This window comes from Bacillus sp. FDAARGOS_235 (genome assembly GCF_002073415.2).
Classification (GTDB): Bacteria; Bacillota; Bacilli; order Bacillales; family Bacillaceae_G; genus Bacillus_A; species Bacillus_A toyonensis.
Window position 1 is genome coordinate 4626960 of the sequence record NZ_CP020437.2, and the last position, 26638, is coordinate 4653597.

The following is a 26638-nucleotide window of genomic DNA, read 5'->3' on the forward strand; positions in this document are numbered from 1 at the left end:
TTTTTATGATATATGTCAAAAGAGGGAAATTGCCAAAAGAATTAGATTTAACTAACACAAATTCTATTGGATCTACAGAATTAGCGGAGGCAATAACATATTTTCAAACTCAAACAAGAAAATTTGATTTTTCTGCTTATAAAAATCCAAGTGTAGTAAAAAAATTAGCCAAAATGTTTCATGGGAAATGCGCATATTGTGAAAGTGAAATTCGAGCAATATCCTATGAAGAAATTGAACACTTCAGACCTAAAGGAGCAATTAGAATAAAGGTTAAAGAAAATCTGAAGTATCCAGGGTATTATTGGTTAGCTATGAAGTGGGACAATTTATTGGTATCTTGTCCTAAATGTAATAAGATCAAGGGGAATTTCTTCCCTCTAGTAAATGAAAATAATCGGACTGCAAATCCAAATCAAATTTCTCAAGAAGCACCATTGTTAATAAATCCTTGTGAAGAAGCTCCTGAAGATCACATTAAATATACTGAGAAAGGTTACATTGAATCTAAAACAGATAAGGGGAAATTATCTATAAGACATTACGGTCTTTATAGAAAAGATTTAACTAAACTTCGTGAAAGATTAGCAAAGGATATTTTTTTAAAGAAAAGACAAATATTAACGGGTTTTAAAAATAATATTTATTTCAAGAAACATTTAGATACTGATTCAGAGGCAAAGGAACGGTTAGAAGAACAGACATTAGAAATCCTAGACAATTATGATTTCATTCTTGAATATATTAATAATCCTGAAATGCCTTATCGCCAAATGGTAATTCAGCTAACTGAAAAGTTTCGAAAAGACTATGGGACAGAATTAGAGGAATTAAGGATTGGATATGAAAAATCAGTGCGTAAAAAAAAATTAGCATATAAATAAGAGATTAAAACTTTTAAAGAGATACAAATAAATAGTTTGTAAGTAGAAAGAGCATCTGCATAAGGTGCTTTTTATTTGGAAAAAAACATAAAAGATACATAATGAAAATCCTGCTTATAGTAGAAAAAATATTTTAAAAAATAAATTTAACACCTGTTCACTTAAGTTAATAGGTGTGGCATAATAAATATAGAAAGAAAGGGGGAAACAAATTGGCAAAGTTAGCACTGATACTAGGAGTGGTACTTACAGCACTAACAATCATCGAAAAAGTCCTAGTTATCCACGAAAAAGTGAAAAAGCTCAAAACCAAACGAAAACGCCCAGCCAGACGTAAACGAAAATGATTTTGAGCGGAAGAGAGAAGCCCACCTTCTCTCTTCTATACACATTATAACAACTTGCCAATTTGTAAACAATATGAAGAAAACAAGTAATTCATCTAACATCTTAATTATTTTCGTTACACTGTTTTACTTTGCGTATTTTCGAGATTCACTCGAAGCGAGTATTTTTAAAACTGTTTTGGATATCGCGTTAATCATTCTTTTAGTCCTTTATATAATAAATACGTCATTACGACTTTATGGGATTTTTAAAGAAAAAAGAGGTGAATAAAGTGTACAAGTTTGAAGATAAAGAGCAACTGCTTTCTTTTTTACATGATGAGGTATTAACAACACCAGAGGTAATGGATGTTTTAGGGATTAGTAAAGCGAGAATTAGTAAAATGATTAAAGATGGTAAGCTTGTGCCATTTAAGAAGATGGAACGAGTTAGTTTATTTCTACGTGAAGACATTGAAGAGAAGAAGAAAGAATTAGAAGTCTTGCGTAGTAAATATAGACCATATGAAGAATAAATAAAGAGGGATGTTTGATAGTGGAAGGTGGATATCAATGTTTAGGGGTTTGAATGCTTAAGGAAAAAATCAAAAAATTCAATGGGGAGAAGAGAAGATGAGTCAAAGTCAATATATAGTAGAAAGTATAAAGAGTTTTGTAAAACAAGAGCAAACGTCTTATGCAGTACTTATAAATGGAGCATGGGGTAGTGGGAAAACGCATTTTTGGGAGAATAACCTCATAGAGGAAATCGAAGAAATACCTATTATACAAGATAATTCCGATGACACATATAAACATGTATACATCTCGTTATACGGTCTTTCTAATGTTGATGAGGTGAGAAAGAAACTTTTATTAAATTTATATTTATATAAAAATAAAGGAGAAAATAAAAATAAATTTAATCTGTTTAATAATAAATTTAATCCATTTAAAAATGAAAAAGTGATTAAAGTGGGAAGTATTGTTCTTTCTGGGTTAAAAGATGCGAAATTTTTGGGGGTTAGTGCAAATAGTTTCAAGTTAGAAACAACAGATATTCAAAAATTAATAAATTTAAGTGATGTGGTTTTTTGTTTTGATGACTTAGAAAGAAGTTCAATACCAATTAATGAGTTGTTAGGCTATATAAATGAATTAGTGGAACATGGCAATGCGAAAGTAATAATAATTGCGAATGAAGAAGCGATAGAAGAGAAAGAAAAATATAAGAAAATTAAGGAAAAAGTTATTGGGCGTACTTTATTATATAAACCTGATCATACAGTAGTAGTGGAGCAAATAGTTAATTCGATGAAAAATCAGGATTGCAAAAAGATGTTACAGGATAACATGGTTCTAATTGAAAAATTATTTCATAGTAGTAATACCAATAATATTCGTATCTTAAAACAAATAATTTTTGATTTTGAAGTTATTTATAATGAGATACAAGAGAATTATCCTAAGATTAGCGAAAAAGTTATGAGAGAAATTCTTTATTTTACATTGGCTATTAGTTTTGAGATTCGTTCTGGAATGAAGGAAAGTGATAGTCTAGAAAAAATAACATCAGATAAAGAATTTTTCTATCATGTTCGTTTAATGGATAACGTAAAAGATGAACCTTGGAAATCTTTAAAGGCATTTGATGAGAAATATCTTCTTGAAGAAAACAACATTAGATATATTAAATTTATTGAAACATTTGTAAGGAAAGGTATTCTTGATATAGCAACCTTTAAAAATGAAATGGATGGAATTACAAAAAATGGTGAAAAAGAATTGAAATATAATTCATTTCTTACGCATGAATATTGGTATCATTCCGATGAAGATTTCAGGAGATTAACTCAATTGACTTTTGAAAAATTAGAACAGGGAGATTGCGATTTATATACTTATTATATTGCATATAACCGATTTGAAGAACTTATTAAATTGAAACTCTTTGATAAGAGCATTGATGAACTTACAGAAGCGATACTTAGTGGTATAGATAAGGCTAAGGAAAAAGCTGAATATGAAGAAGATAGAGAAGAAGGTTTATCAGCTGCCAGAACAATCGCTAGTGGAAATAGAAAGTTAATATTGGATAAATTGTGTTCGTCAATTGATGGGTTAAAAGCACAAAAGGAAAAACAGGATATTTTTAACTTGTTCCAATTAATAAAAGTTGATGTTCCTAAATTTGGGAGGGAAATGGATGTTGAATATCAAAACATCCCGATATTTCATATTTTAGAGTTCCAATTAATAAAAGAGACGATATTTAGTCTTGAAAATCGTGATTTGTACTTCTTTATTGACGTTATAGAGAGGCGTTATAAAGATGTCATGAGAGAAGAACTTTCGGTAGAGTTACCTGTGTTAAAGGAACTTAAAAAAGAGATAGAGAACCACATAAAAGGGAAAGAAATTTCTCCGAAAGTGATTTTATTAAGAGAATTAGCAGAGTGTATAAGTGAAATAACAAAATAAAAAGACTGAAAATTTTTCTTTCTTATTTTTCATACAGATGCTACTTATGTATAGATAAAACTTTATATAGCTTTTAATACAAGATGACCGTTCAATGTTGGACGGTTATTTTGTATTGCAAAAGAAAAAAGAGATGAAAATAAATCATCTCTTTTATATATTCTTGTTTTCATTAACACCTAAATGCTTTTTTAGTGCATCTTGTAACACTTGTGAGTAGTTTACATTATTAGCTTTTCCCATCTTATCAAGCCAATGAGGAATAGTTAGTGTTTTCTTTACTGCTTTATTTTCAATCTCACTACGGAATGGTGGCATCCAGACTTCCATTAAGCCAATAACTTGATTCTCTTTAGTTTGGATAGAAGCTGGATTAGATACAGGCGGAATAATGCCTTTATTTTCTTCAATTTCATATAGATGAGTTGCTAATGTCTTTTTAGCCATTTCAAAAGCATCCTCATAGTTATTACCATTAGCATGACAATCTGCTAAGTCAGGAAATGTAACAGTAACCTGCTCATTAGAAAAATCAAAAATAGATGGGTAGATGTAGCGATCTTGGTAAGTGCTCATTTGTTTTCCTCCTGCTAAATATAGTGTAATGGATTTACTTCTTAAATTTCTTGATAATCGAAATGGTAAAGACCAGAATCCATAAAATAATCACTATTAAGTAGATAGTGTCTAACATTTGTAAATTAGAAAAGTCGGTAACAATAAAGAAACGAATTGTTAAAAATAAACAAATAGTATTTAAAATCAATGAAGTTTTTGACATATTGATATGGGAGATGATAATATTTTTTTGAGAAACCCAACCAGTTGGTTGAGTTTCCCAATGGGTTACTTGCGTTTTCTTCGCTTAGGTTTTCTGCTTGGTCGGCTTGAACCTTTGCGTTGAGGACGCTTATTTTTTTCTTCTTTGCTTTCTTTGAGAAGTATGTATATCGCTAAGATGAAAGAAGAAATCCCGCTTACTTTGTCTAAAATATCTAGAATGTCCATCTCCCTTATTCCCTCCTTTCTATACTCTTATTATAACACGTATTATAATACGTATCAATGGTTTTTTGATATTTATTAGCAATTTTTAGTATTAAATATATTAATTTCATGGATTTTTTTATTGATTGAATTTAATTACAGTAATATAATGATTTATAAATTTGGAGGAGGTATGGTGCGATGGATATAAATAATAATAGGATTGGAAAATATCTTGATGGGAAAATAAGAGAATATTTCAATGTTAAGTACAAACAACTAACTGTTAAACAATGCTCGGAATTTATTAATAAGCTAGAAGAGGGACATACAAAAGAAGACTTAGAGTCAATGAGTGTTATTTTGGAAGGAGAAGTAGAACAAAGTAAGTTATTTGGTCCAACTCAAACATTCTACAACTCTTTTATTACAATTCTAGTGGGTACGTTTATAGCGCTATTTACTTGTTTTTCTGGTTTTTCTTTAAATGCTGCAATGCTTTTTCTTAAAGGAGACGAGATAAGCGATATAAATCAAAAGGCAGATAGTTTAGCATTTACATTTAATACAGTCTTTGCAAGTGGAGCGATTGTTTTCTTAATATTAATGGTCGTACTCGGTTTTGTAGGAATTGCTGTACAGAATTATAGAAATAATTTTGGAAGGTTTCATTTTTATAAGCAAATTATTGATAAGTGTATTGAAAAAAAGGAAACTGAGGAAAAAGAAAAAGAGGAACAAGAAATAGCGGAAAAAGAAAGAGCAAATAAAAATAAATTAGCTTCTAGTAGAAAAGGCTCATCGAGATATCGTTAATATAATTAAAAAGTTATAAACCATATAGTTTTTGTCGTACAAAAGCCACCTAATAATAGATAGGTGCTAACGACAATTATGTTATATAAAACTTCATTTACCGTATTGGGTTATAAATTATATAAATTCTTGTAGCGTCTTGTTTGTTGTTAAGGAAAGATAACAAACAAACGAACACAATGAACGAAAAATTATGAAACCTTTCAAAATTAGTCGTTTTTATTTTGTATAATGAATCTAATTAGAAAGGGGATGTTGATATGAGAAAAATAGATGAGTCAAAAAGGCCTTTTTTTGAAACGCATGGAGAAAAGGGGACAACTTACTTTGTACATGGTTATGCGGTAGGAATAGAACAAAAGGTATACTTCGGAGAGTTTAACTCGTTAAAAGAAGCAAGACAATTTATTTATCGTTATGTTCATAGGAATCCTGAATGGTTAAATGAAAACGGTGATGTGAATGAATACAATAATAAACAATCAAGACCGGACGTAGATGATGCATGGCATGAGAATGTTTTAAAAAACGAATATAAAAAGCAATATAAAGACCTTGAAGATTGGGATAAATAAAAATAGTGAATCCGTTGTTTTTTATTTTGCATAGAAAAAGGAACCATAATAGGCTCCTTAATTCGATTCAGAAGTTGTGTAGTTTTTCTTGATGATATCTTTTATGTTGATAATTAGGGATATAAGGAATCCAGCAGCTAGGATACCGTTTACCCAGTAATATGTATTCCCTGATGTAAATTTATTATAAAAGGAATCGACATTATAATATACTAATCCTGCTGAAATGACGGTAGAGATTACTAACGTACCAAAACTTTTCATGATTCTCCCTCCATGATTCTGAAATGTTTGACTTTTAATACAATTATACATTTAAATAAAAAGGTTTACAAAGGGATTACCATATGGGGGAGTTAGACAAATTACCTCCTATTAATATAGAAGGTGGTAGGTGAATGACAAGGGTTAATAATGAACTTGAAGTGTGGAATGATATAGAGGATTACGAAGGTAAATATCAAGTCAGTAGTTTAGGCAGAGTTAAAAGTTTAGATAGGATTGTTAGACATAGTGGGAATCATGAAAGGATACAGCATGGGAAGATATTAAAATTAACACTTAACTCTGTGAGTGGGTACTTGCAGGTTGGGTTGTACTTAGAAGGGAAGGTCAAGAAATGTAATGTTCATAGGTTGGTTGCAGAAACATTTATTAATAATCCTGCCAATAAACCAGAAGTTAATCATATTGATGAAAATAAAACTAACAATACAGTTAGTAATTTAGAATGGTGCACTAGAAAAGAAAATGAAAACCATGGTACTAAAAAGCAAAGGAAGACAAAGAATACTGATTATGAATCTATTCGGTTAAAGAATAGCAAAGTAGTTATTCAATATGATAGTTCAGGTAAATTGATAAAAGAATGGAATAGTATTGCTGATATTAATAAGCAGCTCGGATACAGCAAAGGGAATATTTCAGAGTGCTGTAATGGAAAATTAGAAAAGGCGTATGGATATGTATGGAAGTTTAAGGGTGTGGTTTAAATAGCTAAAGAATATAGTCGGAAATTCTATAAGTCAAAAGGTTGGGAGAAGTGCAGAGAGTCGTACATTGCTACAACATTAGATGGTATGTGTGAGCATTGTAAAGAAGTACATGGCTATATAGTTGACCATATTGTTGAGATTACACCACAGAATATAGACAATCCAGATATCACATTGAATCATGAGAACCTACAGTACTTATGCTTACCTTGTCATAACACTAAGACATTTGGTAAAGCTGTATTGATTAGAGAAGATGTAATGTTTGATGAACATGGTGATTTGATTAGGAGGGATAGATGATAGAATACTTTGAAGTATTTATAGTATTCTTTATATCTACTTTAGGTATGATAATTCCTCTAGCTTTACTTACTTGGTTTGTTTTTTGGTTAGTCGAAAGATATTGATAGCTTGAGATTACGAAAGTAATTGAGTAAGTTGAAAAACTATATCCCCCCTATCTCTTGATAAGGGGTCTTTGGCTTTGGAACCGATGATGGAGCTTCAAAAAATAAATTGGTCATTTCACGTGACCCCCTACCCCAAATGCATAAGAGATGAGGTGTTATTTATGGCAATAAAGAAGGAATTAACAAAAGAAGAACGGGTTAATAAAGAGATAACGAGACTTAAACGAATATATAAAGAAATGCCAAAAGATACCCTCTTGGTAGTAGAGGGATTAATTGTGGAAGCGGCAGATTTACGTGTTCGATTAGAAGATATTCGAAAAGACCTCGATGAGAATGGTTATGATGAAATGTTCTCACAATCAGAGAATCAAGAGCCGTATGAGAGGGAACGTCCGCAAGCTCGACGATATATAGCAATGAACAAAAACTATCAAAGCATAATGAAGCAATTAGGTGATTATGTTCCTAAGCCGGATCTAAAGAAGAAAGAAGAAACCGACGATGGATTTGAAAAGTTTGTGCAGAATCGATGAGAAAACAATATCCACTATCACATAATCCTATAATAGATTATTACAATAAAATTGAATCCGGTGAAATTGTAGTAGGTGACAAGGTTAAACGTATTTATAATAAACTCGTTAGTGATGTTTATAATAATGATTCTGAGTATGAGTATGACTCTAATAGAGCTAATCATGTTATTGAATTTATCGAAAATTATTGTAAGCATAGTAAAGCAAAATGGGCTGGAAAACCAATTGATTTAGAACTTTGGCAACAAGCATTCTTAGCCGCGACTTTTGGCTTTGTTCATAAAATTGATGGAACTAGAAAATATCGAGAAGCATTCTTAGTAGTTGCACGTAAAAATGGCAAGTCGACACTTTCGTCTGGTATATGCTTATATCTTCAAGTAGCAGATGGTGAAGGTGGTTCCGAGGTATATGCGGTAGCAACTAAAGAACAACAAGCCAAAATTGTTTGGTCAGAATCAAAAAGAATGGTTAAAAAGTCACCCGCTTTGTCGAAAAGAATAAAAACTTTAGTCAAAGAATTAACAGCAGATTTTAATGATAGTGTATTTAAACCAGTAGGTAGTGATAGTGATACATTAGATGGGCTAAATGTTCACGGAGCCTCCCTTGATGAAATTCATGCATGGAAGGATAAAAATTTGTATGACGTAATTGTCGATGGTACGTCAGCACGTGAACAGCCATTGATTCTTATGATTACAACAGCTGGAACAGTAAGAGAATCTGTTTATGATATGAAGTATGATGAAGCAGAAATGTTACTGAATGGATTAGAGGATAAAGATGGCTATAAAGATGACCGCTTTTTACCTGTTATTTATGAACTTGATAAAAGAGAAGAGTGGACTGACAAAACCAAATGGGCTAAAGCAAATCCTGGTTTGGGTACCATAAAGAAAATAGATAATTTAGAAACGAAAGTAAATAAAGCAAAGGCTAATTCTTTATTAGTGAGCAATTTATTGACGAAAGACTTTAATATTCGTGAAACATCATCAGAAGCATGGTTAACATTTGAACAATTGAATAACTCAGCTACTTATAATATCAAAGAATTGAAACCTTCCTATGGAATTGGTGGTTGCGATTTATCTTCAACCACCGATCTAACAGCAGCGAAGGTTATTTTTATGGTCCCAGAAGACCCACATATTTATGTGAAGCAGATGTATTGGCTTCCAGAAGATTTATTAGAGCAGCGAAGTAAAGAAGATAAAATTCCATATAATTTATGGCACGAGCAAGGAATATTAAGAACAACACCGGGAAATTCCGTTCATTATAAATTTGTCACGAAATGGTTCTTAGAAATAAGAGATGAATATGGTATTTATCTACCTTGGATTGGCTATGATAGATGGTCAGCTAAGTATTGGGTTGAGGAGATGGAAGGATATTTTGGCAAAGAATCTATGATTCCTATCGCACAAGGTAAACAGACTCTGTCTAGCCCGATGAGACTTTTAGGAGCTGACTTGGAATCTAAATTAGTCAACTATAACAACAACGCAATTGATAAGTGGTGTCTTTCCAACACAGCCGTAGACGTTGATAAAAATTTAAATATACAACCAAATAAAACAAAGAACCAACGACGTCGTATTGATGGTACAGCAGCGCTTTTAAATGCATATGTAGTTCTTCAAGAAAAACGAAATGACTACCTCAACATGATTTAAGAAGGAGGTGAGAATTTGGGGTTATTTGATAAGATATTTGGAAAGAAACAGGCTCCTACTACAACTCGTTTTGAAATGATAAACGATAATGGTGGAGGTTTTTTTGCGTGGAATGGGGACATCTATCAAAGTGATATTATACGAGCTTGTATACGACCTAAAGCAAAAGCAGTCGGTAAGCTGATAGCCAAGCATATACGAGATAACTCTACTGAATTTAAGGTGAATCCAGATTCCTATATGAGATTTTTACTGGAAGAGCCTAATCCATTGATGACAGGACAAATGTTTCAAGAGAAAATGGCTGTTCAATTAGAATTGAATCATAATGCATTCGCTTATATTAAGCGTGATAATTTTGGTTATCCTACTGAGATTTATCCTATTCCATGTACAACAGTTGAAGTTGTAGAAGGTGCACAGGGAGACATCTTTTTAAAGTTTTATTTTAAAAATGGTAAGCAGATGACGATTCCGTATACAGATATCATTCATTTGCGTAAAGACTTTAATGATAATGACTTTTTCGGAGAACATCCTGGTAATGCATTAGCTCAGTTAATGGAGATTGTTACAACTACTGATCAAGGTATTGTTAAAGCTATTAAAAATAGTGCAGTAGTAAAGTGGATTCTTAAGTTTAAGTCAGTATTAAAACAAGAAGATATTGATAGTCAGGTTAAAAACTTTGTGAATAACTATTTGAATATCTCGAATGATGGTGGAGCAGCTTCTTCTGATCCGAGGTATGATTTAGAACAAGTGAAACCTGAAGCGTTTGTACCGGATTCCAAGCAGATGCAAGAAACCGTACAACGTATTTATAATTTCTTTAATACAAACGAAAAGATTATCCAAAGTAAATACAACGAGGATGAATGGACAGCTTATTATGAATCGGAAATTGAGCCATTTGCAATGCAGCTTGCTGGGGAATATACCAGGAAGCTTTTTTCGCGTCGAGAAAGGGGATTTGGTAACAAGATTATCTTTGAATCCTCTTCACTTCAATACGCTTCTTTAAGCACAAAGATGGACTTAGTTCAAATGGTTGATAGAGGAGCTATGACACCAAATGAATGGCGTTCAATTCTTTCACTTGGACCAATTGAAGGTGGATCTAAGCCGATTAGAAGATTAGATACAGCTTTAGTTAAAGAAGGAAATGTCACTGATGAAGGAGGTGATGACAATGAACAAGACGGAAAAGAGGGAACTACTGAGTAGTGCTCTTGAAATTAGGGAATTAGAAAATGGCCTTCGAACAATTTCTGGTTATGCAGTTAAATGGGAAATGAAATCTGTAACAATGGGCTATTGGCAACGATTTAAAGAGCAATTTAAAAAAGGAGCTTTCACAGAGTCCTTGACTCAAGATGATCAATTAGCTTTATGGAGCCACGACACATCACAAGTATTAGGACGAACTAAAAATGGTACTCTTCGTTTATTTGAAGATGAGATTGGACTGAGGTTTGAACTAGACTTAGCCAATACAACACTCGGAAATGACACATACGAGACGATTAAACGCGGTGATGTAGACGGTGTTTCCTTTGGGTTCCAAATGGTCAAAGAAGAATGGGATGAATCAGATCCGGACAATGTAGTTCGTGGTGTAACAAAAGCTAAGTTACTAGAGATTAGTCCAGTAGCTTTCCCAGCTTATCCTGATTCACAAGTTTCAGCTAGAAGTCATGACCCATATAAGCAATTTGTGAAGGAACGCAATCAAAAAGAATTACGTGAAAAACTAATTTTAAAAACATATTTATAAGGGAGAGATTCATTTGAAAACATTACAAGAAATTTTAACTAGGAAATCAGAAATTCGCTCAATGTTACAAAGCGATAAGGAAGTAGATTTAGCAGCATTAGAAACAGAATTAAGAGATCTTGAAGAAACACAAAAACAAATTGAAACACGACAAAGATTATTAAAAGAAGCAGAGGAGATTAATAATAATCAAATGCCTGAAATGCGTACAGTTGAAACATTTAACAATGAACCTCAAAAACAAGACGTAGAATTAGAGACTTCTGAAAAACGTGGACAGGCTCTAATGGAAAACCGTGCTGTTACAGTTGGAAGTGGTAATGTAGTTTTACCTAAGCATAGTGCAACGGATATTCGTCCAACTTTCAATGAAGTATCTACACTGATTGATCGTGTTTCTTCTAAAACTTTAAAAGGTGGAGAGAGTTACCAACAGCCGTATATTAAAAGTTATGGAGAAGGTGATTACACAACTGAAGGAAATGACTACAATACATCAGAAACAACGTTTGGATATGCAGACATCACAAAAACAAAGGTTACAGCTTATTCAGAAGACACAGAAGAGCTTCAGAAGTTACCAGCAGCTGATTACGATGGTGAAGTCATGAAAGGTATCACTGTAGCCACTCGTAAAAAGTTAACTCGTGAAATTTTAATTGGTACAGGTGCAACTAATCGACTTGTTGGTATTTTTTCAACAGCAGCTAAAGCGATTGATCCAGCAACAGATTTAGAAATCTCAAAAATTGATGATGCCACTCTAGATGACATTATCTATAGCTATGGTGGAGATGAAGATGTTGAAGATGCGGCTGTTTTAATTCTGAATAAGAAGGATTTAAAATCATTCGCTAAACTTCGTACTTCTGATGGTAAAAAAGTGTACAACGTTGTTTCCCAAGGGAATTCTGGAACAATTGATGGCGTACCATTCATCATCAATAGTGCTTGTAAAGCAGTATCTGATGCAGCGACTACAACTGGTCAATACAATATGGCCTATGGTCCATTATCAAACTACCAACTTACTATCTTCTCTGATATGGATGTGCAACGTTCAACTGACTTCTTATTCAAGCAGGGTATGATCGCTCATAGAGGCTCAGTATTTGCTGGCGGTAACGTAATTTCTAAAAATGGATTCTTACGAGTGAAGAAAGCGGCTACTGTATAATAGTCGCTTTTCTTTATGGTATAAGGAGGTTTAACAGTGAGTGGGAAACCATTGAATAAATATGTTGTAAAAAGAGCTTTTCGAGATAAATTCACTTTCATTCATTATAGTGTTGCAAATTCATATGAATCAAATGATGCAGAACGTGTAATGTATCTACAAGATGAAGGTTTCTTGAATAAAGAACGAATTATAGATAAACAAGAAGACTCAAAAGGACCAGTTCATGTTGGAGGAGGATATTACGAACTTCCAAATGGTGAAAAGATTAAAGGTAAAGATGCCGCTTTGGAAGCTTTAAAACAGCTAGCGCAAGTTGGTGAATGAGAATGATGCTTGATGTTGTGAAGAAAGCGGTACGTGTCTCACATAATGCTCTTGATGATGAACTTGAAGATCTAATTGAAGCATCTCGATATGATTTGAAGTTATCAGGTGTTTCTCATCTCAAGGCAAATGATGACACTGATCCTCTAATTAAAAGAGCAATTATTACGTATGTAAAAGCTAATTTTATTTCAGACGCAAAAGAGGCAGAACGTTTTTTTGCATCTTATAACATGCTTAAGAATCATCTAACTTTAGCGGGTGACTACAAATGAATGATATTTTACTATTCCCAGTAATAACAATTACTAAAGATGAATTAGGACAAGTTGAGGAAAATGAAGTATTTAGTAGACAGATATTTGGTAAGAAAAAATCAGTTCCTCAATCAGAATTTTTTCAAGCCGGACAAAGTAATATCAAGGCCAGTCATATATTGATTGTCCATGTCTGGGATTACCAGGATGAAAGAAAAGTGAAGTATCGAGATAAAGAATATAGCATTTACCGCACGTATGAAAGAGATGATGAAAAAATCGAACTTTATTGTGAGGTGAAAGCTGGTGTCTAATATTGATACTCTTGCAAGTGATATTGCTAGGGAATTACAAAGATACACTAATCTAGTAGAAGAAGATATAGAGGATGCTAAAGAAAAGGTTGCGACCAATCTTGTAAATGAATTAAAACAAAAAAGTCCTAATAAAACAGGGAAGTATAGTCAAGGCTGGCGTAAGAAAAAGGATGGTAATGCAGTTATTGTTCATAATGCTTTAAAGCCACAACTTACACACTTATTAGAGAAAGGTCATGCGAAGGCAAGTGGCGGACGTGTTCCAGCTCAAGTTCATATTGCTCCGGCTGAAGAACATGCGATTAATGACTTTGTTGAGCGTGTCGAAAGGGCGATAGGGCAATGACATTAGGTGAATTCAAAAAAATCCTTGATGCTACAGGTAATCCTGTGGCTTATTCGCATTTCACCGAAACGCCAGGTAATCCTGTGCCAACACCGCCTTATATTTGTTACTTTGTAGATGGTTCTCCTAATATGCCAGCTGATAACAAAGTCTATCACAAAATAAATGATGTAACTATTGAGCTTTATACAATTAAAAAAGATTTAATTGCTGAATCCAAATTAGAACAAGTCCTAGATGATCATGATATTCCTTATGAATCGTTTGGGACTTTTATTGAATCTGAAAAATTGTATCAAAAAATATATGAAACGAGGTTGTTATAAATGAATAAGGAAAATAAAGTTACTTTCGGTTTAAAGAACGTTTATTATGCACTCTATGAAATTCTAGATGGAGTCGTAAAGTTTAAAACCCCAATCCCAATTCCAGGCGCAGTTGAATTAACATTAGATCCACGTGGAGACTTAATTGAATTCTATGCTGATGACATGCTTTATTATTCAGCAAGTAATAACCAGGGTTATGACGGGACATTGAGCATTGCTACTATCCCAGAACAATTTGCTGTAGATGTATTGGGTGAAGAGTTAGATGCGGAAGATGGCGTACTAAATGAATTGGCTGATGCGAAAGGAAAACAATTTGCATTGCTATTTGAATTTGATGGAGACGAAAAAGCAACTCGTCACGTTCTGTTTAACAACTCAGCAAGTCGCCCTACAGTTGCGTCTAAAACAAAAACAAGTTCTGCTGAACCAAATACCAACGAACTTAAATTTGTATCTAGTCCAATAGATATTAACGGAAAACGTATGGTTAAAACAAAAACTACATCTAAAACAACACCAGCGGTTTATGATGATTGGTATAAAAAAGTATATACAAAAACTACATTATCAAAAGGGGCGTAATTCTAGATGGAAAAGACAATTACAATAGACGGAAAACAGGTCCGATTAAAAAGCACAGCAGCAACAGTTAAAAAGTATAAAGCGCAATTTAGACGTGATTTATTTGCAGATATGTTTGGATTAGGAATCATTTCACCAATCACACCTCAAAATGGCTCACAGCCTACTATTGATTTAGCAAATGCTGATTTAAGTAAAGTAGATTTTGAAGTTATTTATGATTTAGTTTGGTTATATGCAAAAACAGCAAACCCCGAAATCGCTGATCCGATTACATGGTTAGATGGATTTGATGAATTCCCTATTTCTGAAATTATTCCAGAAATCATGGATCTGATTCAAAGTACGATGGGGGCAAAAAAAAAATAAAGAAAAATAATGAAGAGCGAGGGAATTTCAGTGATGAAGAATTATCCACTGATACTTTCCTTGCTCTTTGTTATAAAGCGAAATTATCACATGGTGATTTAGAAGAAATGACTATTGGTGATTGTTTTGATTATATTGCTGAATTCGCTGAAATGGAGAATCCAGATAAAGAAAAAGCTCGTAAAGCAAATCAAAAAGACTTCGATTCGTTCTAAGAAAGAGGTGAGATGATGGCAGGAGGAAGAATTAAAGGAATAACAGTTGAAATCGGTGGTGAAACCACAGGTCTTCAAAATGCTTTGAAAGATGTTAATAAGCGGAGTAATGATGTAGCTAAAGAGTTAAAGGATATTGAGCGCCTTTTAAAATTTGACCCTGGGAATATTGAGGCGCTTTCTCAAAAACAAAAATTACTTACACAACAAATTGAAAATACAACGCAAAAGTTAGATAAATTGAAGGTGGCGGAACAACAAGTCCAAGCTCAATTTCAAAACGGTAAAATTTCTGAAGAACAATATCGTGCGTTTAGGCGTGAAATTGAATTTACACAAGGCTCACTTGATGGGTTGAAAAATAAGCTTGGAAACATGAAAGCTGAGCAAGAAAGTGTAGCAAGCTCCACTAGGCAATTAGAAACCTTATTTAGTGCTACAGGAAAAAGCGTTGATGACTTTGCAGGAGCATTAGGTAATCGTCTTGTAAATGCAATTAAAAGTGGATCGGCTACAAGTCGCCAGTTAGAACAGGCAATTGGTCTTATTGGTCGTGAAGCTTTAGGAGCAGAAACAGATATTGAAAAATTACAACGTGCGCTTCGCTCTGTGGATGCTGGAAACTCCATACAACAAGTACGAAATGAGTTAAGAGATTTACAACAAGAAGCTAGAAGGACAGAGGAAAAGTTTGAAGGATTACAAGTAGGGTTAGAAAATGTCATAGGTGGTATAGCAGCCGGTGGCGGTATTGCAAGTGCAGTTGAGCAAGCAATGGACATGTCTAAATTAAAAACAAAGATTGATATCACTTTTGATGTTCCGGAGTCTTCGAAAAAATCAGTAGAAGAAGCTGTAAGGGGTGTAACTACTTATGGTGTGGATGCAGAAGAAGCCTTAGAGGGTGTTCGAAAACAGTGGGCATTGAATAAGGATGCTTCTGATGAAACGAATGCGGCTGTAGTTAAAGGAGCGGCAACTATAGCTTCAAGTTATGCAGGGATTGATTTTAATGAGCTTATACAGGAAGCGAATGAGATTGGTGCAACATTAGGGATTACTAATGAAGAGGCTTTAGGATTAGTTAATACTTTATTAAAAACAGGTTTTCCACCAGAACAATTAGACATTATTGCTGAATATGGTGACCAAATGGTTCAAGCTGGTTTTACAGCTAAAGAAGTTCAAGGAATTATGTCAGCAGGTGTAGACACGAAAAGTTGGAATATAGACAACCTATTGGATAAAAAATTGTCCCTATGAGTGGAGACATTCATAGCAAACTCCTCTAATTCGGTGAAACTCTCACATAAGAGACAATACCGAGCCAAGCCAATAAATAGGAAGTGTGTAACGACTAGTCGAAAGACGTAGGGTGTAAGCCAATGACATCCGAAATGGGGAGCATCTTATATAAAGATGATGATATAGTCTGGTCTGTATAGTGATATACAGAAGTTCATAAGAGAACTGACAGGATGTTGCGAATCCTGTTGAACATATCGGGTATTAAAGAAGGTCGTATCAAAATGGCTGAGTTTGGTGCTGGTGTAGATAAGTCCATGCAAGCGGTTTTAGATAAAACAAAGATTTCAGCCAATCAGTTTGAAAAATGGGGACAAGCAATTGCTGGCGGTGGTGAAAATGGACAAAAAGCGATGCTTGAAGCAACCAAGGCTTTAGCTGGTGTTGAAAATGCGACAGACAGAAATGCGCTTGGCACGAAGATGTTCGGAACCCTTTGGGAAGACCAAGGAAAGAAAATTATTAATACGATTCTAAAGGCAGAAGGTAAGCAAGTTGATTTGAAAAAAGGTGTAGAAGATTTACATGGAGCAACTTCTAAAATAGATGCAAGTCCAGCTGTTAAATTTCAAAAAGCTATGGAAGATTTAAAGATAGCTCTTGAACCAGTTTTATTAGTGGTAGCAGATCTTGTTTCTAAATTTGCAGAATGGGTTTCTGACAATCCGGAATTAGCAGCAACATTAGCAGCAATTGCAGTAGCTATCGGGGTTATTTCTGGTGCGATTATGGCGCTTGCTCCTATAGTCGTGGCGGTCATGAGCTTGTTTGGTATCGGAGCAGGAATAGCCGCCACGCTTGTTGCTGCAATTCCTATTATTATAGGGGTTATAGCAGCTCTAGGCATTGCGATTTATAAAAATTGGGACGATATCAAAAAATGGACCATGGAGGTATGGAATTCAATTACAGAATTTCTAACAGGAATTTGGGACGGCATATCCCAATGGGCAACAGAAACATGGGAAAGTATTAGTGAATCTACAGCTTCTGTATGGAATTCAATTAAAGAGTTTTTAGTAGAACTATGGAATGGGATAACGGAGTCCTTATCTGAAACATGGAATTCGATTGTTGAAATTACTACGGAAACATGGAATTCAATTGTTGAGTATTTGACTGGTATTTGGGATGGGGTAGTTGAAACATTATCAGAAGTTTGGAATAGTATCAGCCAAACCACTTCCGAAGTGTGGACAGCGATTAGTGAGTTTTTCATTAGCACCTGGAATGGATTAGTTGCCTTTCTAACTCCTATTTTACAAGGCATTGCTGATTTCTTCTCTTTGATTTGGAATGGTATTTCCACAGTTATTCAAACGGTATGGAATTTCATTACGCAATACTTACAGGCGGTTTGGACAGCTATTTTATACTTTGCTACTCCAATATTTGAATCAATAAAGAGTTTTATTGTTTCTGTGTGGGATGCTATTAGTTTAGCTGCAACAACAGTGTGGAATGCTATAGTTGCTTTTCTTCAAGCTTGTTGGAATGGCATTGTTTCGATTGCGACAGCTGTCTTTGAAACACTTAGAAATTGGATTGTGAATGTATGGGATGTTATTAGTTCCACCACAATGACGGTGTGGAATACATTGAAGAATTTCTTGCAAGCATGCTGGAATGGATTAGTCGCTATCGTAACACCAATTTTTGATGTAATAAAAAACTGGATTGTGAATGCCTGGAACACGATTAATTCCACAACAAGCGCAGTTTGGAATACGATTAAAAGCTTCCTTTCTAGCTTATGGAACTCAATTGTTTCCACAGCAAGTTCTGTCTTTAATAACATCAAAGAAGCAATTTCAACTGTATGGAATATGATTAGTAGTACAAGTAGTAGTATTTGGAATGGTATTAAATCAACACTCTCAAACATTTGGGAAGGTATAAAGTCAACCGCATCTTCTGTCTGGAATGGACTGAAAGATGCAATTATGACTCCTGTTCGTTGGGTAACAAGTGCTGTTAGTGGAGCTTTTGAAGGAATGAAATCAGCTGTATTAGGTGTATGGGATGGAATTAAAAGCGGTATTAAAACAGCGATTAATGGAATTATTCGTATCATAAATAAGTTCATAGACGGTTTTAACACACCAGCAGAATTATTAAACAATATACCAGGTGTTAGTGCACCAACTATTCCTCATGTACCAATGCTTGCTAAAGGTGGAAAGCCTGTAGGTGATGGTTCATTTATCACAGGAGAAGCCGGACCAGAGTTATTTAAGAAGAAGGGTAATTCAATTACAGTTACACCTTTATCATCGAAAGAAAAATCACTCGGTATTACTGGGACTATGAATCAATTAATGGGTGATATGAGTCGCATGATGGCTAGTTCTATGAGCCAATTATCGGTTTTAAAGTCTGTTATGAGTGGTGTGTATGGAAGTATGTCAAATAGTAGACAAGCTATGACAAGCAGTGTATCAAATCAAGTATTTAATAACTCATTTGGATCATCTGGTGACGGAGCAATTCCGATGCTTGGTGGTGATTTGGTTGTTGAGGTTCCTGTTGTTATAGAGGGGCGAGATGTGGCGCGTGGTACGTATCGATATACAACCGAGTACCAAGAAAGAGAAAAACAAAGAGACTCAGCCTTTTAGGTTTGGGTTTCTTTTATTTTATAAAGAAATGAGGTGTCAACATGAGTTCTTTTACATTTAACAAAATACGTAAAAACTTTATTCAAATTGCGAAAGGATGGAAAAGACCTACTTGGGCACCATTGAAACGAAATTTTCTAAACGTTCCAGGATATCCAGGAGCAAGACTGTTAAACACACAAACAGAAATGCGCGTTTTATCTATTCCGGTAGGAATTATAGTACCTGATGGATCTAACTTAGAAAAGTTGAAAGAGGAAATTGCAAGTTGGCTAATAACTGATCAACCAACAGAGCTTATTTTTGACGTAGAACCAAACAGAACGTATTTAGCAATTGTGGATGATAGCTTTGATCCAGATGAATTTGTAACACTTGGAATAGGAACAATCAAATTCATTTGTCCAATGCCTTATAAATTAGGACCAATTCGAAATGCAAAAGCAAAACTAGAACCAAATAATATTATTAAAATGGATGTTTTGAATGAAGGAAGTGTATTTTCAGAACCAAAATTCAAGATACAGGTAGAGAATCCTTCCACATTCATCGATATTATAAATAAAAATGGAAATCAACATTTTCGTATAGGATATCCAGTTAAGATAGATGAAACGCCAATAAGTCGGTATGAATTGGTTATGCATGATAAAGCGAATTCTCTAGTGGGTTGGACGGAAGTGGGAAAAGATTTTGTTTCAGATTATGGAATCGTAGCAGGGAAAATGATAGCGGATGGCGCACGTATCATGCCATCTGATTACGGTCAAGGGCAATTTTGGCACGGACCAGCAGTGAAAAGAAGCATTACAGGTGGACCGCTACAAGATTTCACACTTGATGCAATAGTTGAATGTCGAAACTTAAACCCTGCAACTATGGGACGTGTAGAACTTTATTTATTAGATGAAAACAGCGTTGTAGTTGGAAAAGTAGGTATGTTTGATGCATATAGAAATTCTAGCGAGAATTTCGGTGAGGTTATGGCAGGAAACGGTGACTATAATCATCTGATTATAGCGGAAACTGGTTATTATCGTACAACATGGAATGATTTTTATGGACGTCTACACATTGCACGAGTCGGAAATTATTGGCAGGGTGATATTGCTTTAATCGATGAAAAAGGAAATTACCATACAGAAAAATTTGCCCAATGGTGGGATACGGGCAATAGCTTTATGAAAAAGGTAGCTCAAATTGTTGTTCATATATGCTCGTTTAATGATGCACCATCATTAATTGCGGCTGTACATGATATTAAAGTGCAAAAAGTAAATAGCAATACAGAACGTCAAATACCTTATATTGTTCAAAAAGGAGATCTTGTAGAAATCGATTCATCGGATGCGAGTATTCGTATTAACGGAGCAGATGCGATTAATATAAAGGATTTTTTGAGTGACTATATACGTGTCGAAAAAGGAAAGAATGAAATCGAAATATTCCCAAACAGCATTGGACAGGTAGATGTCACGTATAGGGAGCGTTACAGATGAGTAAAGCAAATAATCTATTACATATTGTGGATTTTAAAACAGAACAAATCATAGGTGTTATCAAAGAACAGGATTATTGGGATGATTTACGCCAATGGGACCTTAAAGATAATAAAGATAAATTTGAGTTCACAACAGCTGATGGTACAAAGATAGCGGCATCACTTATACAACAGAACCTTGTCGTTAAACAAACTCGTGACGGTACTTTTGTTTCATACATTATTACAGAAGTAGAACAGGATACAACAGGTCGTCCGAAAAAGATTTACGCACTTGGTGAACATACAAAACTAAAGAAAGAAACTGTAATTAAACCACAAACTTTGCAAGCTACTACAGTCAATGAATCTATGGACTTTGCTTTACAAGGTACAGAATGGAAACGTGGGATTACGGAGTATGTTGGTATACGTACCATTAACATTAAAGATTTCACAAATCCGCTTGATCTCTTAAAGCAAATCGCATCTACGTTTGAACTTGAAATTCGTTTTAAAACAGAAATACTAGGATCTTTTATTGTCGGTCGTTATGTAGATTTAGTAAAAAAGGTTGGCCGTGACAATGGGAAAGAGTTTTTACTAGGAAAAGATGTACAAGGCATCCGGCGTATTGAGAATAGTCAAGATGTAGTAACCGCTCTTGTAGGTGTCGGCCCACAAAATAGTGAAACCGGTGAATTTCTCACATTTGAAGAAATAAACGATGGAAAACTTTATGTAGGAAATAATGATGCTCTACAACGTTGGTCAAAAGATGGCAAGCATTTATTCGATATTTATTCACCACAAACAGAAGATCAAGATATGACGAAGCAACGACTCAAACAATTAACAGAAGCAGAATTAAAGAAGCGAATTGGTAGTTCTACTTCATATGAAGTAAATGCAGTAGCACTTGAAGAAGTATTTGGTTTATCTCATGAAGCGGTTCGTAAAGGAGATACGGTACGAATAAAAGATATCGGGTTTAGTCCACCACTTTTCTTAGAAGCTAGATTAATAGCAGCTGATGAATGTGACACTGATCCATCAAAAGATAAATATATCTTTGGTGACTATCGTGAAATTGCAGATACACGAAGCCTGATCGATAGGTTATACGCACAAATCATGGGTAGCTTATCAAATAAAGCATCTAAAGAATTACTAGATATGTTAGATAAAAAGCTTCAAGAAAACGTAAAAGAAACAGAAGTCATTCGAAAAGAATCGGAAGCAGCGAAGAAAATTGCTGAACAAGTGGCTGAAAACTTGAAAAATAATACCGTTGATATTATTGAAGGCGTAAATCCACCAATAGCAAACTTAAAGGATAGAAAAACGTTGTGGCAAGATATCAGCAAAGGTAAGCCTGGTATTCTGAAATTGTGGAAGGATGGTAAATGGGATCCTGTTGTTCCTGATGTGGAATCCGTTAAGAAAGAAACATTGGAACAGGTAACCAAAGATATTGAGGCTACAAAAAGCGAATTAAATGAAAAGGTTCAAAGTGTGGAAGGTAAAGCGCAAGAAATAGTTAAGCAAATAGTTAATGTTCAAAAACAAGTTGATGACAAAGTAGATCAAACATGGATTAATACCCAATTAAAAGATAAAGCAGATAAAGCCGGTGTTTATACGAAAGATGAAATTAAAGATGGGTTTATTGGGAAACAAATCTACGAAACTGATAAGCAGGGGAATATTCAGAAGTTCAAGGACGTTAATACATCTATTGGGCAAACTAATGAAGCTCTTACACAGAAAGCGGAGAAGTCAGAGTTAAAGAAAACAAGTGAAGGTTTATCACAGTTGGAGCAGAAAACGAATGATATTAAGGTAACCGCTGATGGTTCAAAAAACACTCTTACTGAGCTTAAGGCGATAGTTGAAAATACGGAAATTGGTGTCCGAAATCTATTACTAGAAACAGCTACTAAATCGCATTCGGTGAAGAATGGGGAAAACAAGCCACATACCTATTTTGATGTAGCGAAGGATGCAGCCACTTTAATGCAAGGGAAGACTCTTGCCATGAGTTTCCTTTTTACAGGTAAAGTTACTGCATGGGGTACAACGAATAAATGGATTGGTTTCGAAGTGAAGATTACTTTCACAGACAATACTTTTCATTATCCAAGTTGCCGCGTAGAAAACCGCCTAACAATAGGTAAACAGTATAACCAGGAAAGGTTCACAGCAAGTGCTGTAGTAATGGATAAGCCTATTAAAGAAATCACAGTTTACGCTTTAGCACGTGATTTCACTGGGGACACGTTAATTGAAAAGGCTAAATTAGAAATTGGCACAGTACCGACTGCATGGACACCAGCACCCGAAGATCAAGTAACAACAACTGATTTCACTAAAAAAACAGTAGATATCGAATCTACCATTAAAGGCATAAATTCTTCTGTATCAGATATACAAAACGCACAAGGAAAGCTTACAGAACGTGTTACTAAATCAGAGCAAACTGCAGACGGATTTAAAACTTCTATTGAATCACTAACTAAAAAAGATACTGATATCAGCAATAAATTAAATACAGTCGAGCAAACGGTGGAAGGTACAAAAAAGACAATATCTGATGTGCAACAAACAACAAATGGTCTAAGTAAAACAACAACTGAAATTAAAGAAGAAGCTGGGAATATCTCAACAAAGTTAGAACAGGTTGAAGCTCGTACTGTAGGTGGTGAAAACTGGCTAATCAATACAGGTCCAAACGAAAGACCTCAAACAATCGGGATGATCGGTGGCGCGGTATTAAATAAAGTCACATCATTTGTTCAACCTGGCGAATACGTAGCGATTGAATGTCAAGATCATACAGACGCCTTTTATCAATTCCATCTAGATAACACTAAGATAGGAGACTTTGAAAAAGGGAAAGATATAACAATATCTTTAGACCTTCAAAATGATGTTCTTTTAGATTTTATTTTATTCCAATACATCAACGGATCGTGGAGTGAGTCAGTACAAAAGCCTGTGCCAGCTAAAGACTGGCGTCGTGAGTCATGGACGTTTAAAATCGATGTTCGTGCTACTGGATGGGGATTTAGAATTCGTTTTTCTAGAAATGAAGCATCTAAAGGGAAAAGGTTCCGTTTCAAGAAAGCTAAACTCGAAAAAGGATCTGTTCCAACTGACTTCAGTAAGTCAACATATGAACTGGAGCAAAGTGTGGATGGAATCAAAGAAACAGTAACAAAAGTAGACAATAATCAAAGTGGATTTGATAAGCGTGTAACAGCAGTAGAAAAAACGGCTGATGGTGTTTCTCAAAACGTTGGCAAGTTACTAGAAACACAAACGGCACAAGGTAAACAGATTTCCGACGCGCAATCTACAATCAAACAACATTCTGATGCACTGGATCTGACTGTGAAGATGAAAGATGTTGAGAACTATGTAGGCGGTCTTGGATCTATTAATGAGATTCGTGACGCTGGTTTCACTCAAGGGAATAAATACTGGGGGTGGGCTACTGGGCACTCTATAGATCCTAACCTAAAGTATAAAGGATACAATTCGTTTTCTATGAACACTACAGGACAAACCCAGGATGTATGGTGGGGTGCTTTTAGTCAATTTATAGATTGTTCTCCTAATGAAGATATTGTTACTTCTGCTTACTTTAACACTGATGGAAAAGTTCCAATTGATAATGGTGTATTTATCGAGTTGGAATTTTGGCAATCAAATAAAACAACCCGAATTTCAACTGCTAGAGAAAGAGTTCAAATCATTAACAATACTTGGGTCAGAGCTATTTGTACAGCTAAAGCTCCGGCAGGAACTGGATTTGTAAGGTTTCGACCATACGTACAAAGAAATGGTAGAGCTTGGTTCTGTATGCCTATGCTGCAGCGTGGTAAAGTAGCTACAGAATTTTGGTTGCATCCAAAAGATCAAACTAATGTTGATAAAATGATTGAAGATATTTCCAATAAAGTAGCTGCACTAGATTACAACCAGAAAACAACTGAATTAGAGCGCCTTATTTCCGCCAATACGGAGGGAATTAAACTTGCTGCAGTAAAAACCGAAGTATATACAAAACAACAGGCTGACGGAAGATATGCGGATAAAGCGTATGTAGAAAAACAAGAGGGACGTATTGAGGTAACTGAAAAAGCGATTACTAGTACCGTCCAAAAAGGCGATATTATCTCGGCTATTAACCAAACAGCTGAAAAGATTCAAATTAATGTTGCTAAGTTACAGATTAACGCTGATACCATTGTAAAATGGCTCACTGCAACAGGTATTAATGCAGATGTAATTAAAATCGAAAATGGGAAAGTTACGATCGATAAGAATGGTATTACAGCAAAAATGGCTGACTTCTTTTTTGAAGATGAGCGTGGGCAGAAATTTTCAGTAACACCAAGGAAGAATCTCATTCCAGATCATGACTTTTCACACATTTCTTTTAAGAATTTTAATAATTATTTTTTGAAGATTGAATACAGTCCTACATGGACAATTATGTCTAATCCATATATTGAGAAACCAGTGGTTAACAATTATGAGCCAATGGTTAATCCGTTGCGGATAGATTTAGGAAACTGGATTCGTTTTACATTATTTGATGGTGTAAAACCAGGTAAGAAATACACATTGTCGGCTCATTTCAGAGCAACTACCAATGATAATCGTGTAAACATTACAAACAAGCCAATCATGAGAGCGGTATTCGGTAAATATAACGGTGACACTCCCGTGGAGCTTGGACGAGCATCAAAAACTTACGATGCACCAAGCATTCAAACTGGGAAAATAGTAAGATACGCTTTAACCTTCACTGTGCCGAGTAACTATGTAGAAGGAAATGGTTATGTTTATATTGATTTATTTGGCGAGGGGCTCTTAAATAATATGCAAGCAATTGCTGTATCAGGTGTTCAGTTGGTGGAAGGTGACGTTCCTTCCGTTTATAACTGGGATACAACACATGGAGAACTCGTAAACGGAACACTGCCTTTTTCTACAATTGCACTTGGTACAAAAGATAATGTTATTTACCACAATCATGTGAACAAATGGAATTATATGAATGCGCCACTTGAAATCATAAGCAATGGCGAAATGATGGCACTCGTTGGAGATGATCGTGCGGGACTCAGTTTTTATCCCCGTGGCGGTGGAGAACGTAGAAGTTACATCGGTCACATTTACAACAATGAAAATAGATTCCGAATTGAATCAAAAGATCCTGTGGCAACGACACAATCAATTGAATGTAATGGGATTAACGTATGTGGTGGATACTTTGGTGCTAATGCAGGTTCTATTCATTATACAAATGGTAGCTTAGGTTTAGGGTGGTATTTCCATGATGGTAGATGGAATTATGTTGATTTCACAAAGATGACTTCTAGAACATAGAGAGGGAGATGAGTATGAATCCAGATAAGTTTATGCGTCCAATGCCACCTAATGAACAGTCACCATTCTTAGGTAGAGTAGTTGATTTGAAGAAAGATGAAAATCAGGTCACAGTTAGCATTCCAAACGATATGCTAGAATTTTGCGGTATCAAAGAAGATACAAAAGTAGAGGTTTGGGGGCTTCCTGATGGTACGCTGAGTATGCGCATTGCTACTGCATGTGACTTATGTAATAAGGGTGGCAGAGTTTACGAGATTGAGCTTTTCGGTAAAGTAAGTCTTATCTGTGCAGACGATTATGTAAAGCTAACTGGAAAGAGCCCAGGGGCTTCTGATGAAGTGATAATTGAACATGTGGAAGAAGTAGAAAATAGAATGATAGAAGGAGCATTATCTGCAGATCAGTATTAACTAAATACATGTAAACAAGTAGGGC

28 protein-coding genes are annotated in these 26638 nt (G+C 34.8%); 25 read left to right on the plus strand and 3 right to left on the minus strand.

All coding sequences use genetic code 11. The annotated features are described in order from the left end of the window. Positions 1-29 precede the first annotated feature (29 nt). From A6J74_RS26255 to A6J74_RS26270, 4 genes are all read left to right on the plus strand, one after another. A complete protein-coding gene (locus tag A6J74_RS26255) occupies positions 30-884 on the plus strand; it encodes a retron system putative HNH endonuclease (RefSeq protein ID WP_044880925.1) in 855 nt (284 codons plus the stop codon). 212 nt (positions 885-1096) lie between these two features. Beyond that, positions 1097-1231 carry a hypothetical protein gene (locus A6J74_RS30525; protein WP_255410451.1) on the plus strand — a complete coding sequence of 45 codons (135 nt, stop codon included), beginning with the start codon at positions 1097-1099 and terminating at the stop codon, positions 1229-1231. Between the two features lie 239 nt (positions 1232-1470). Continuing rightward, positions 1471-1746: a helix-turn-helix transcriptional regulator gene (locus tag A6J74_RS26265; RefSeq protein WP_044880924.1), complete on the plus strand. Its 276-nt coding sequence runs from the start codon at positions 1471-1473 to the stop codon at positions 1744-1746. A gap of 97 nt (positions 1747-1843) precedes the next feature. After that, complete coding sequence (locus A6J74_RS26270; protein ID WP_016126329.1) at positions 1844-3691, plus strand: P-loop NTPase fold protein; 1848 nt, start codon at positions 1844-1846, stop codon at positions 3689-3691. A 153-nt stretch (positions 3692-3844) separates the two neighbouring features. Here the strand turns inward: A6J74_RS26270 and A6J74_RS26275 are convergent, their stop codons facing one another. Together A6J74_RS26275 and A6J74_RS30145 are read right to left on the minus strand one after the other, a co-directional pair. Next, positions 3845-4267, minus strand: coding sequence for a type II toxin-antitoxin system HicB family antitoxin (locus A6J74_RS26275; protein WP_016126328.1), 423 nt, complete (start codon positions 4265-4267; stop codon positions 3845-3847). Between the two features lie 270 nt (positions 4268-4537). Further along, the gene (locus A6J74_RS30145; RefSeq protein WP_000352022.1) at positions 4538-4699 is read right to left on the minus strand and encodes a hypothetical protein; all 162 of its coding nucleotides are present in this window, start codon (positions 4697-4699) and stop codon (positions 4538-4540) included. A gap of 180 nt (positions 4700-4879) precedes the next feature. On the opposite strand from A6J74_RS30145, the gene A6J74_RS26285 reads away from it, so the two are divergent. Next, the gene (locus A6J74_RS26285) at positions 4880-5494 is read left to right on the plus strand and encodes a hypothetical protein (protein WP_016126327.1); all 615 of its coding nucleotides are present in this window, start codon (positions 4880-4882) and stop codon (positions 5492-5494) included. 260 nt (positions 5495-5754) lie between these two features. Continuing rightward, complete coding sequence (locus A6J74_RS26290; RefSeq protein ID WP_080609670.1) at positions 5755-6069, plus strand: hypothetical protein; 315 nt, start codon at positions 5755-5757, stop codon at positions 6067-6069. A gap of 57 nt (positions 6070-6126) precedes the next feature. On the opposite strand, the gene A6J74_RS26295 is transcribed toward A6J74_RS26290, so the two are convergent. Continuing rightward, positions 6127-6333 carry a hypothetical protein gene (locus A6J74_RS26295; protein WP_000834523.1) on the minus strand — a complete coding sequence of 69 codons (207 nt, stop codon included), beginning with the start codon at positions 6331-6333 and terminating at the stop codon, positions 6127-6129. 134 nt (positions 6334-6467) lie between these two features. Between A6J74_RS26295 and A6J74_RS26300 the strand changes: the two genes are divergently transcribed. From A6J74_RS26300 to A6J74_RS26390, 19 genes are all read left to right on the plus strand, one after another. Continuing rightward, positions 6468-7061, plus strand: coding sequence for an NUMOD4 domain-containing protein (locus A6J74_RS26300; protein WP_016126325.1), 594 nt, complete (start codon positions 6468-6470; stop codon positions 7059-7061). Continuing rightward, the gene (locus A6J74_RS26305) at positions 7062-7367 is read left to right on the plus strand and encodes an HNH endonuclease (RefSeq protein WP_044880923.1); all 306 of its coding nucleotides are present in this window, start codon (positions 7062-7064) and stop codon (positions 7365-7367) included. A 271-nt stretch (positions 7368-7638) separates the two neighbouring features. Then, complete coding sequence (locus tag A6J74_RS26310) at positions 7639-8013, plus strand: hypothetical protein (RefSeq protein WP_000985228.1); 375 nt, start codon at positions 7639-7641, stop codon at positions 8011-8013. Then, positions 8010-9698: a terminase large subunit gene (locus tag A6J74_RS26315; protein WP_016126323.1), complete on the plus strand. Its 1689-nt coding sequence runs from the start codon at positions 8010-8012 to the stop codon at positions 9696-9698. Before A6J74_RS26310 ends, A6J74_RS26315 begins: the two co-directional genes overlap by 4 nt. A 15-nt stretch (positions 9699-9713) precedes the next feature. Then, the gene (locus A6J74_RS26320) at positions 9714-10925 is read left to right on the plus strand and encodes a phage portal protein (RefSeq protein ID WP_080609672.1); all 1212 of its coding nucleotides are present in this window, start codon (positions 9714-9716) and stop codon (positions 10923-10925) included. Beyond that, a complete protein-coding gene (locus A6J74_RS26325) occupies positions 10891-11475 on the plus strand; it encodes an HK97 family phage prohead protease (protein ID WP_080609674.1) in 585 nt (194 codons plus the stop codon). The genes A6J74_RS26320 and A6J74_RS26325 overlap by 35 nt, the downstream gene beginning before the upstream one ends. A 13-nt stretch (positions 11476-11488) precedes the next feature. Continuing rightward, entirely contained in the window at positions 11489-12652 is a 1164-nt protein-coding gene (locus A6J74_RS26330; RefSeq protein ID WP_080609676.1) for a phage major capsid protein, read from the plus strand. 36 nt (positions 12653-12688) lie between these two features. Beyond that, positions 12689-12979 (plus strand): hypothetical protein, encoded by a 291-nt coding sequence (locus A6J74_RS26335; protein WP_080609678.1) that lies wholly within the window; start codon positions 12689-12691, stop codon positions 12977-12979. Positions 12980-12981: 2 nt separating this feature from the next. Further along, a complete protein-coding gene (locus tag A6J74_RS26340; RefSeq protein WP_141438375.1) occupies positions 12982-13254 on the plus strand; it encodes a head-tail connector protein in 273 nt (90 codons plus the stop codon). Next, complete coding sequence (locus A6J74_RS26345) at positions 13251-13550, plus strand: phage head closure protein (protein WP_080609683.1); 300 nt, start codon at positions 13251-13253, stop codon at positions 13548-13550. Before A6J74_RS26340 ends, A6J74_RS26345 begins: the two co-directional genes overlap by 4 nt. After that, entirely contained in the window at positions 13543-13899 is a 357-nt protein-coding gene (locus A6J74_RS26350; protein ID WP_080609687.1) for an HK97 gp10 family phage protein, read from the plus strand. The genes A6J74_RS26345 and A6J74_RS26350 overlap by 8 nt, the downstream gene beginning before the upstream one ends. After that, complete coding sequence (locus A6J74_RS26355; protein WP_016126315.1) at positions 13896-14225, plus strand: hypothetical protein; 330 nt, start codon at positions 13896-13898, stop codon at positions 14223-14225. The genes A6J74_RS26350 and A6J74_RS26355 overlap by 4 nt, the downstream gene beginning before the upstream one ends. Continuing rightward, entirely contained in the window at positions 14226-14813 is a 588-nt protein-coding gene (locus A6J74_RS26360) for a major tail protein (protein ID WP_016126314.1), read from the plus strand. It abuts the gene before it with no gap. 6 nt (positions 14814-14819) lie between these two features. Beyond that, positions 14820-15182, plus strand: a complete 363-nt coding sequence (locus A6J74_RS26365; protein ID WP_000415924.1) for a hypothetical protein — start codon at positions 14820-14822, stop codon at positions 15180-15182. Between the two features lie 230 nt (positions 15183-15412). Then, entirely contained in the window at positions 15413-16660 is a 1248-nt protein-coding gene (locus A6J74_RS26370; RefSeq protein WP_016126312.1) for a hypothetical protein, read from the plus strand. Between the two features lie 266 nt (positions 16661-16926). Next, the gene (locus A6J74_RS26375; RefSeq protein WP_105299446.1) at positions 16927-19320 is read left to right on the plus strand and encodes a phage tail protein; all 2394 of its coding nucleotides are present in this window, start codon (positions 16927-16929) and stop codon (positions 19318-19320) included. Positions 19321-19361: 41 nt separating this feature from the next. Then, positions 19362-20819, plus strand: a complete 1458-nt coding sequence (locus A6J74_RS26380) for a distal tail protein Dit (RefSeq protein WP_080609695.1) — start codon at positions 19362-19364, stop codon at positions 20817-20819. Then, positions 20816-26200 (plus strand): phage tail spike protein, encoded by a 5385-nt coding sequence (locus tag A6J74_RS26385; RefSeq protein ID WP_080609698.1) that lies wholly within the window; start codon positions 20816-20818, stop codon positions 26198-26200. Before A6J74_RS26380 ends, A6J74_RS26385 begins: the two co-directional genes overlap by 4 nt. Before the next feature lie 14 nt (positions 26201-26214). After that, complete coding sequence (locus tag A6J74_RS26390) at positions 26215-26613, plus strand: hypothetical protein (RefSeq protein ID WP_080609700.1); 399 nt, start codon at positions 26215-26217, stop codon at positions 26611-26613. Positions 26614-26638 lie beyond the last annotated feature (25 nt).

Excerpts from the sequence above, each read along its gene's own strand:
- A6J74_RS26390 (WP_080609700.1), top strand. The coding sequence starts at position 26,215 with ATGAATCCAGATAAGTTTATGCGTCCAATGCCACCTAATGAACAGTCA.
- A6J74_RS26310 (WP_000985228.1), top strand. The coding sequence starts at position 7,639 with ATGGCAATAAAGAAGGAATTAACAAAAGAAGAACGGGTTAATAAAGAG.
- A6J74_RS26340 (WP_141438375.1), top strand. The coding sequence starts at position 12,982 with ATGATGCTTGATGTTGTGAAGAAAGCGGTACGTGTCTCACATAATGCT.
- A6J74_RS26385 (WP_080609698.1), top strand. The coding sequence starts at position 20,816 with ATGAGTAAAGCAAATAATCTATTACATATTGTGGATTTTAAAACAGAA.
- A6J74_RS26295 (WP_000834523.1), bottom strand. The coding sequence starts at position 6,333 with ATGAAAAGTTTTGGTACGTTAGTAATCTCTACCGTCATTTCAGCAGGA.
- A6J74_RS26355 (WP_016126315.1), top strand. The coding sequence starts at position 13,896 with ATGACATTAGGTGAATTCAAAAAAATCCTTGATGCTACAGGTAATCCT.
- A6J74_RS26315 (WP_016126323.1), top strand. The coding sequence starts at position 8,010 with ATGAGAAAACAATATCCACTATCACATAATCCTATAATAGATTATTAC.
- A6J74_RS26265 (WP_044880924.1), top strand. The coding sequence starts at position 1,471 with ATGGGATTTTTAAAGAAAAAAGAGGTGAATAAAGTGTACAAGTTTGAA.
- A6J74_RS26325 (WP_080609674.1), top strand. The coding sequence starts at position 10,891 with ATGAACAAGACGGAAAAGAGGGAACTACTGAGTAGTGCTCTTGAAATT.
- A6J74_RS26345 (WP_080609683.1), top strand. The coding sequence starts at position 13,251 with ATGAATGATATTTTACTATTCCCAGTAATAACAATTACTAAAGATGAA.
- A6J74_RS26370 (WP_016126312.1), top strand. The coding sequence starts at position 15,413 with ATGGCAGGAGGAAGAATTAAAGGAATAACAGTTGAAATCGGTGGTGAA.
- A6J74_RS26375 (WP_105299446.1), top strand. The coding sequence starts at position 16,927 with ATGGCTGAGTTTGGTGCTGGTGTAGATAAGTCCATGCAAGCGGTTTTA.
- A6J74_RS26285 (WP_016126327.1), top strand. The coding sequence starts at position 4,880 with ATGGATATAAATAATAATAGGATTGGAAAATATCTTGATGGGAAAATA.
- A6J74_RS30145 (WP_000352022.1), bottom strand. The coding sequence starts at position 4,699 with ATGGACATTCTAGATATTTTAGACAAAGTAAGCGGGATTTCTTCTTTC.
- A6J74_RS26270 (WP_016126329.1), top strand. The coding sequence starts at position 1,844 with ATGAGTCAAAGTCAATATATAGTAGAAAGTATAAAGAGTTTTGTAAAA.
- A6J74_RS26275 (WP_016126328.1), bottom strand. The coding sequence starts at position 4,267 with ATGAGCACTTACCAAGATCGCTACATCTACCCATCTATTTTTGATTTT.
- A6J74_RS26300 (WP_016126325.1), top strand. The coding sequence starts at position 6,468 with ATGACAAGGGTTAATAATGAACTTGAAGTGTGGAATGATATAGAGGAT.
- A6J74_RS26365 (WP_000415924.1), top strand. The coding sequence starts at position 14,820 with ATGGAAAAGACAATTACAATAGACGGAAAACAGGTCCGATTAAAAAGC.
- A6J74_RS26360 (WP_016126314.1), top strand. The coding sequence starts at position 14,226 with ATGAATAAGGAAAATAAAGTTACTTTCGGTTTAAAGAACGTTTATTAT.
- A6J74_RS26290 (WP_080609670.1), top strand. The coding sequence starts at position 5,755 with ATGAGAAAAATAGATGAGTCAAAAAGGCCTTTTTTTGAAACGCATGGA.
- A6J74_RS26380 (WP_080609695.1), top strand. The coding sequence starts at position 19,362 with ATGAGTTCTTTTACATTTAACAAAATACGTAAAAACTTTATTCAAATT.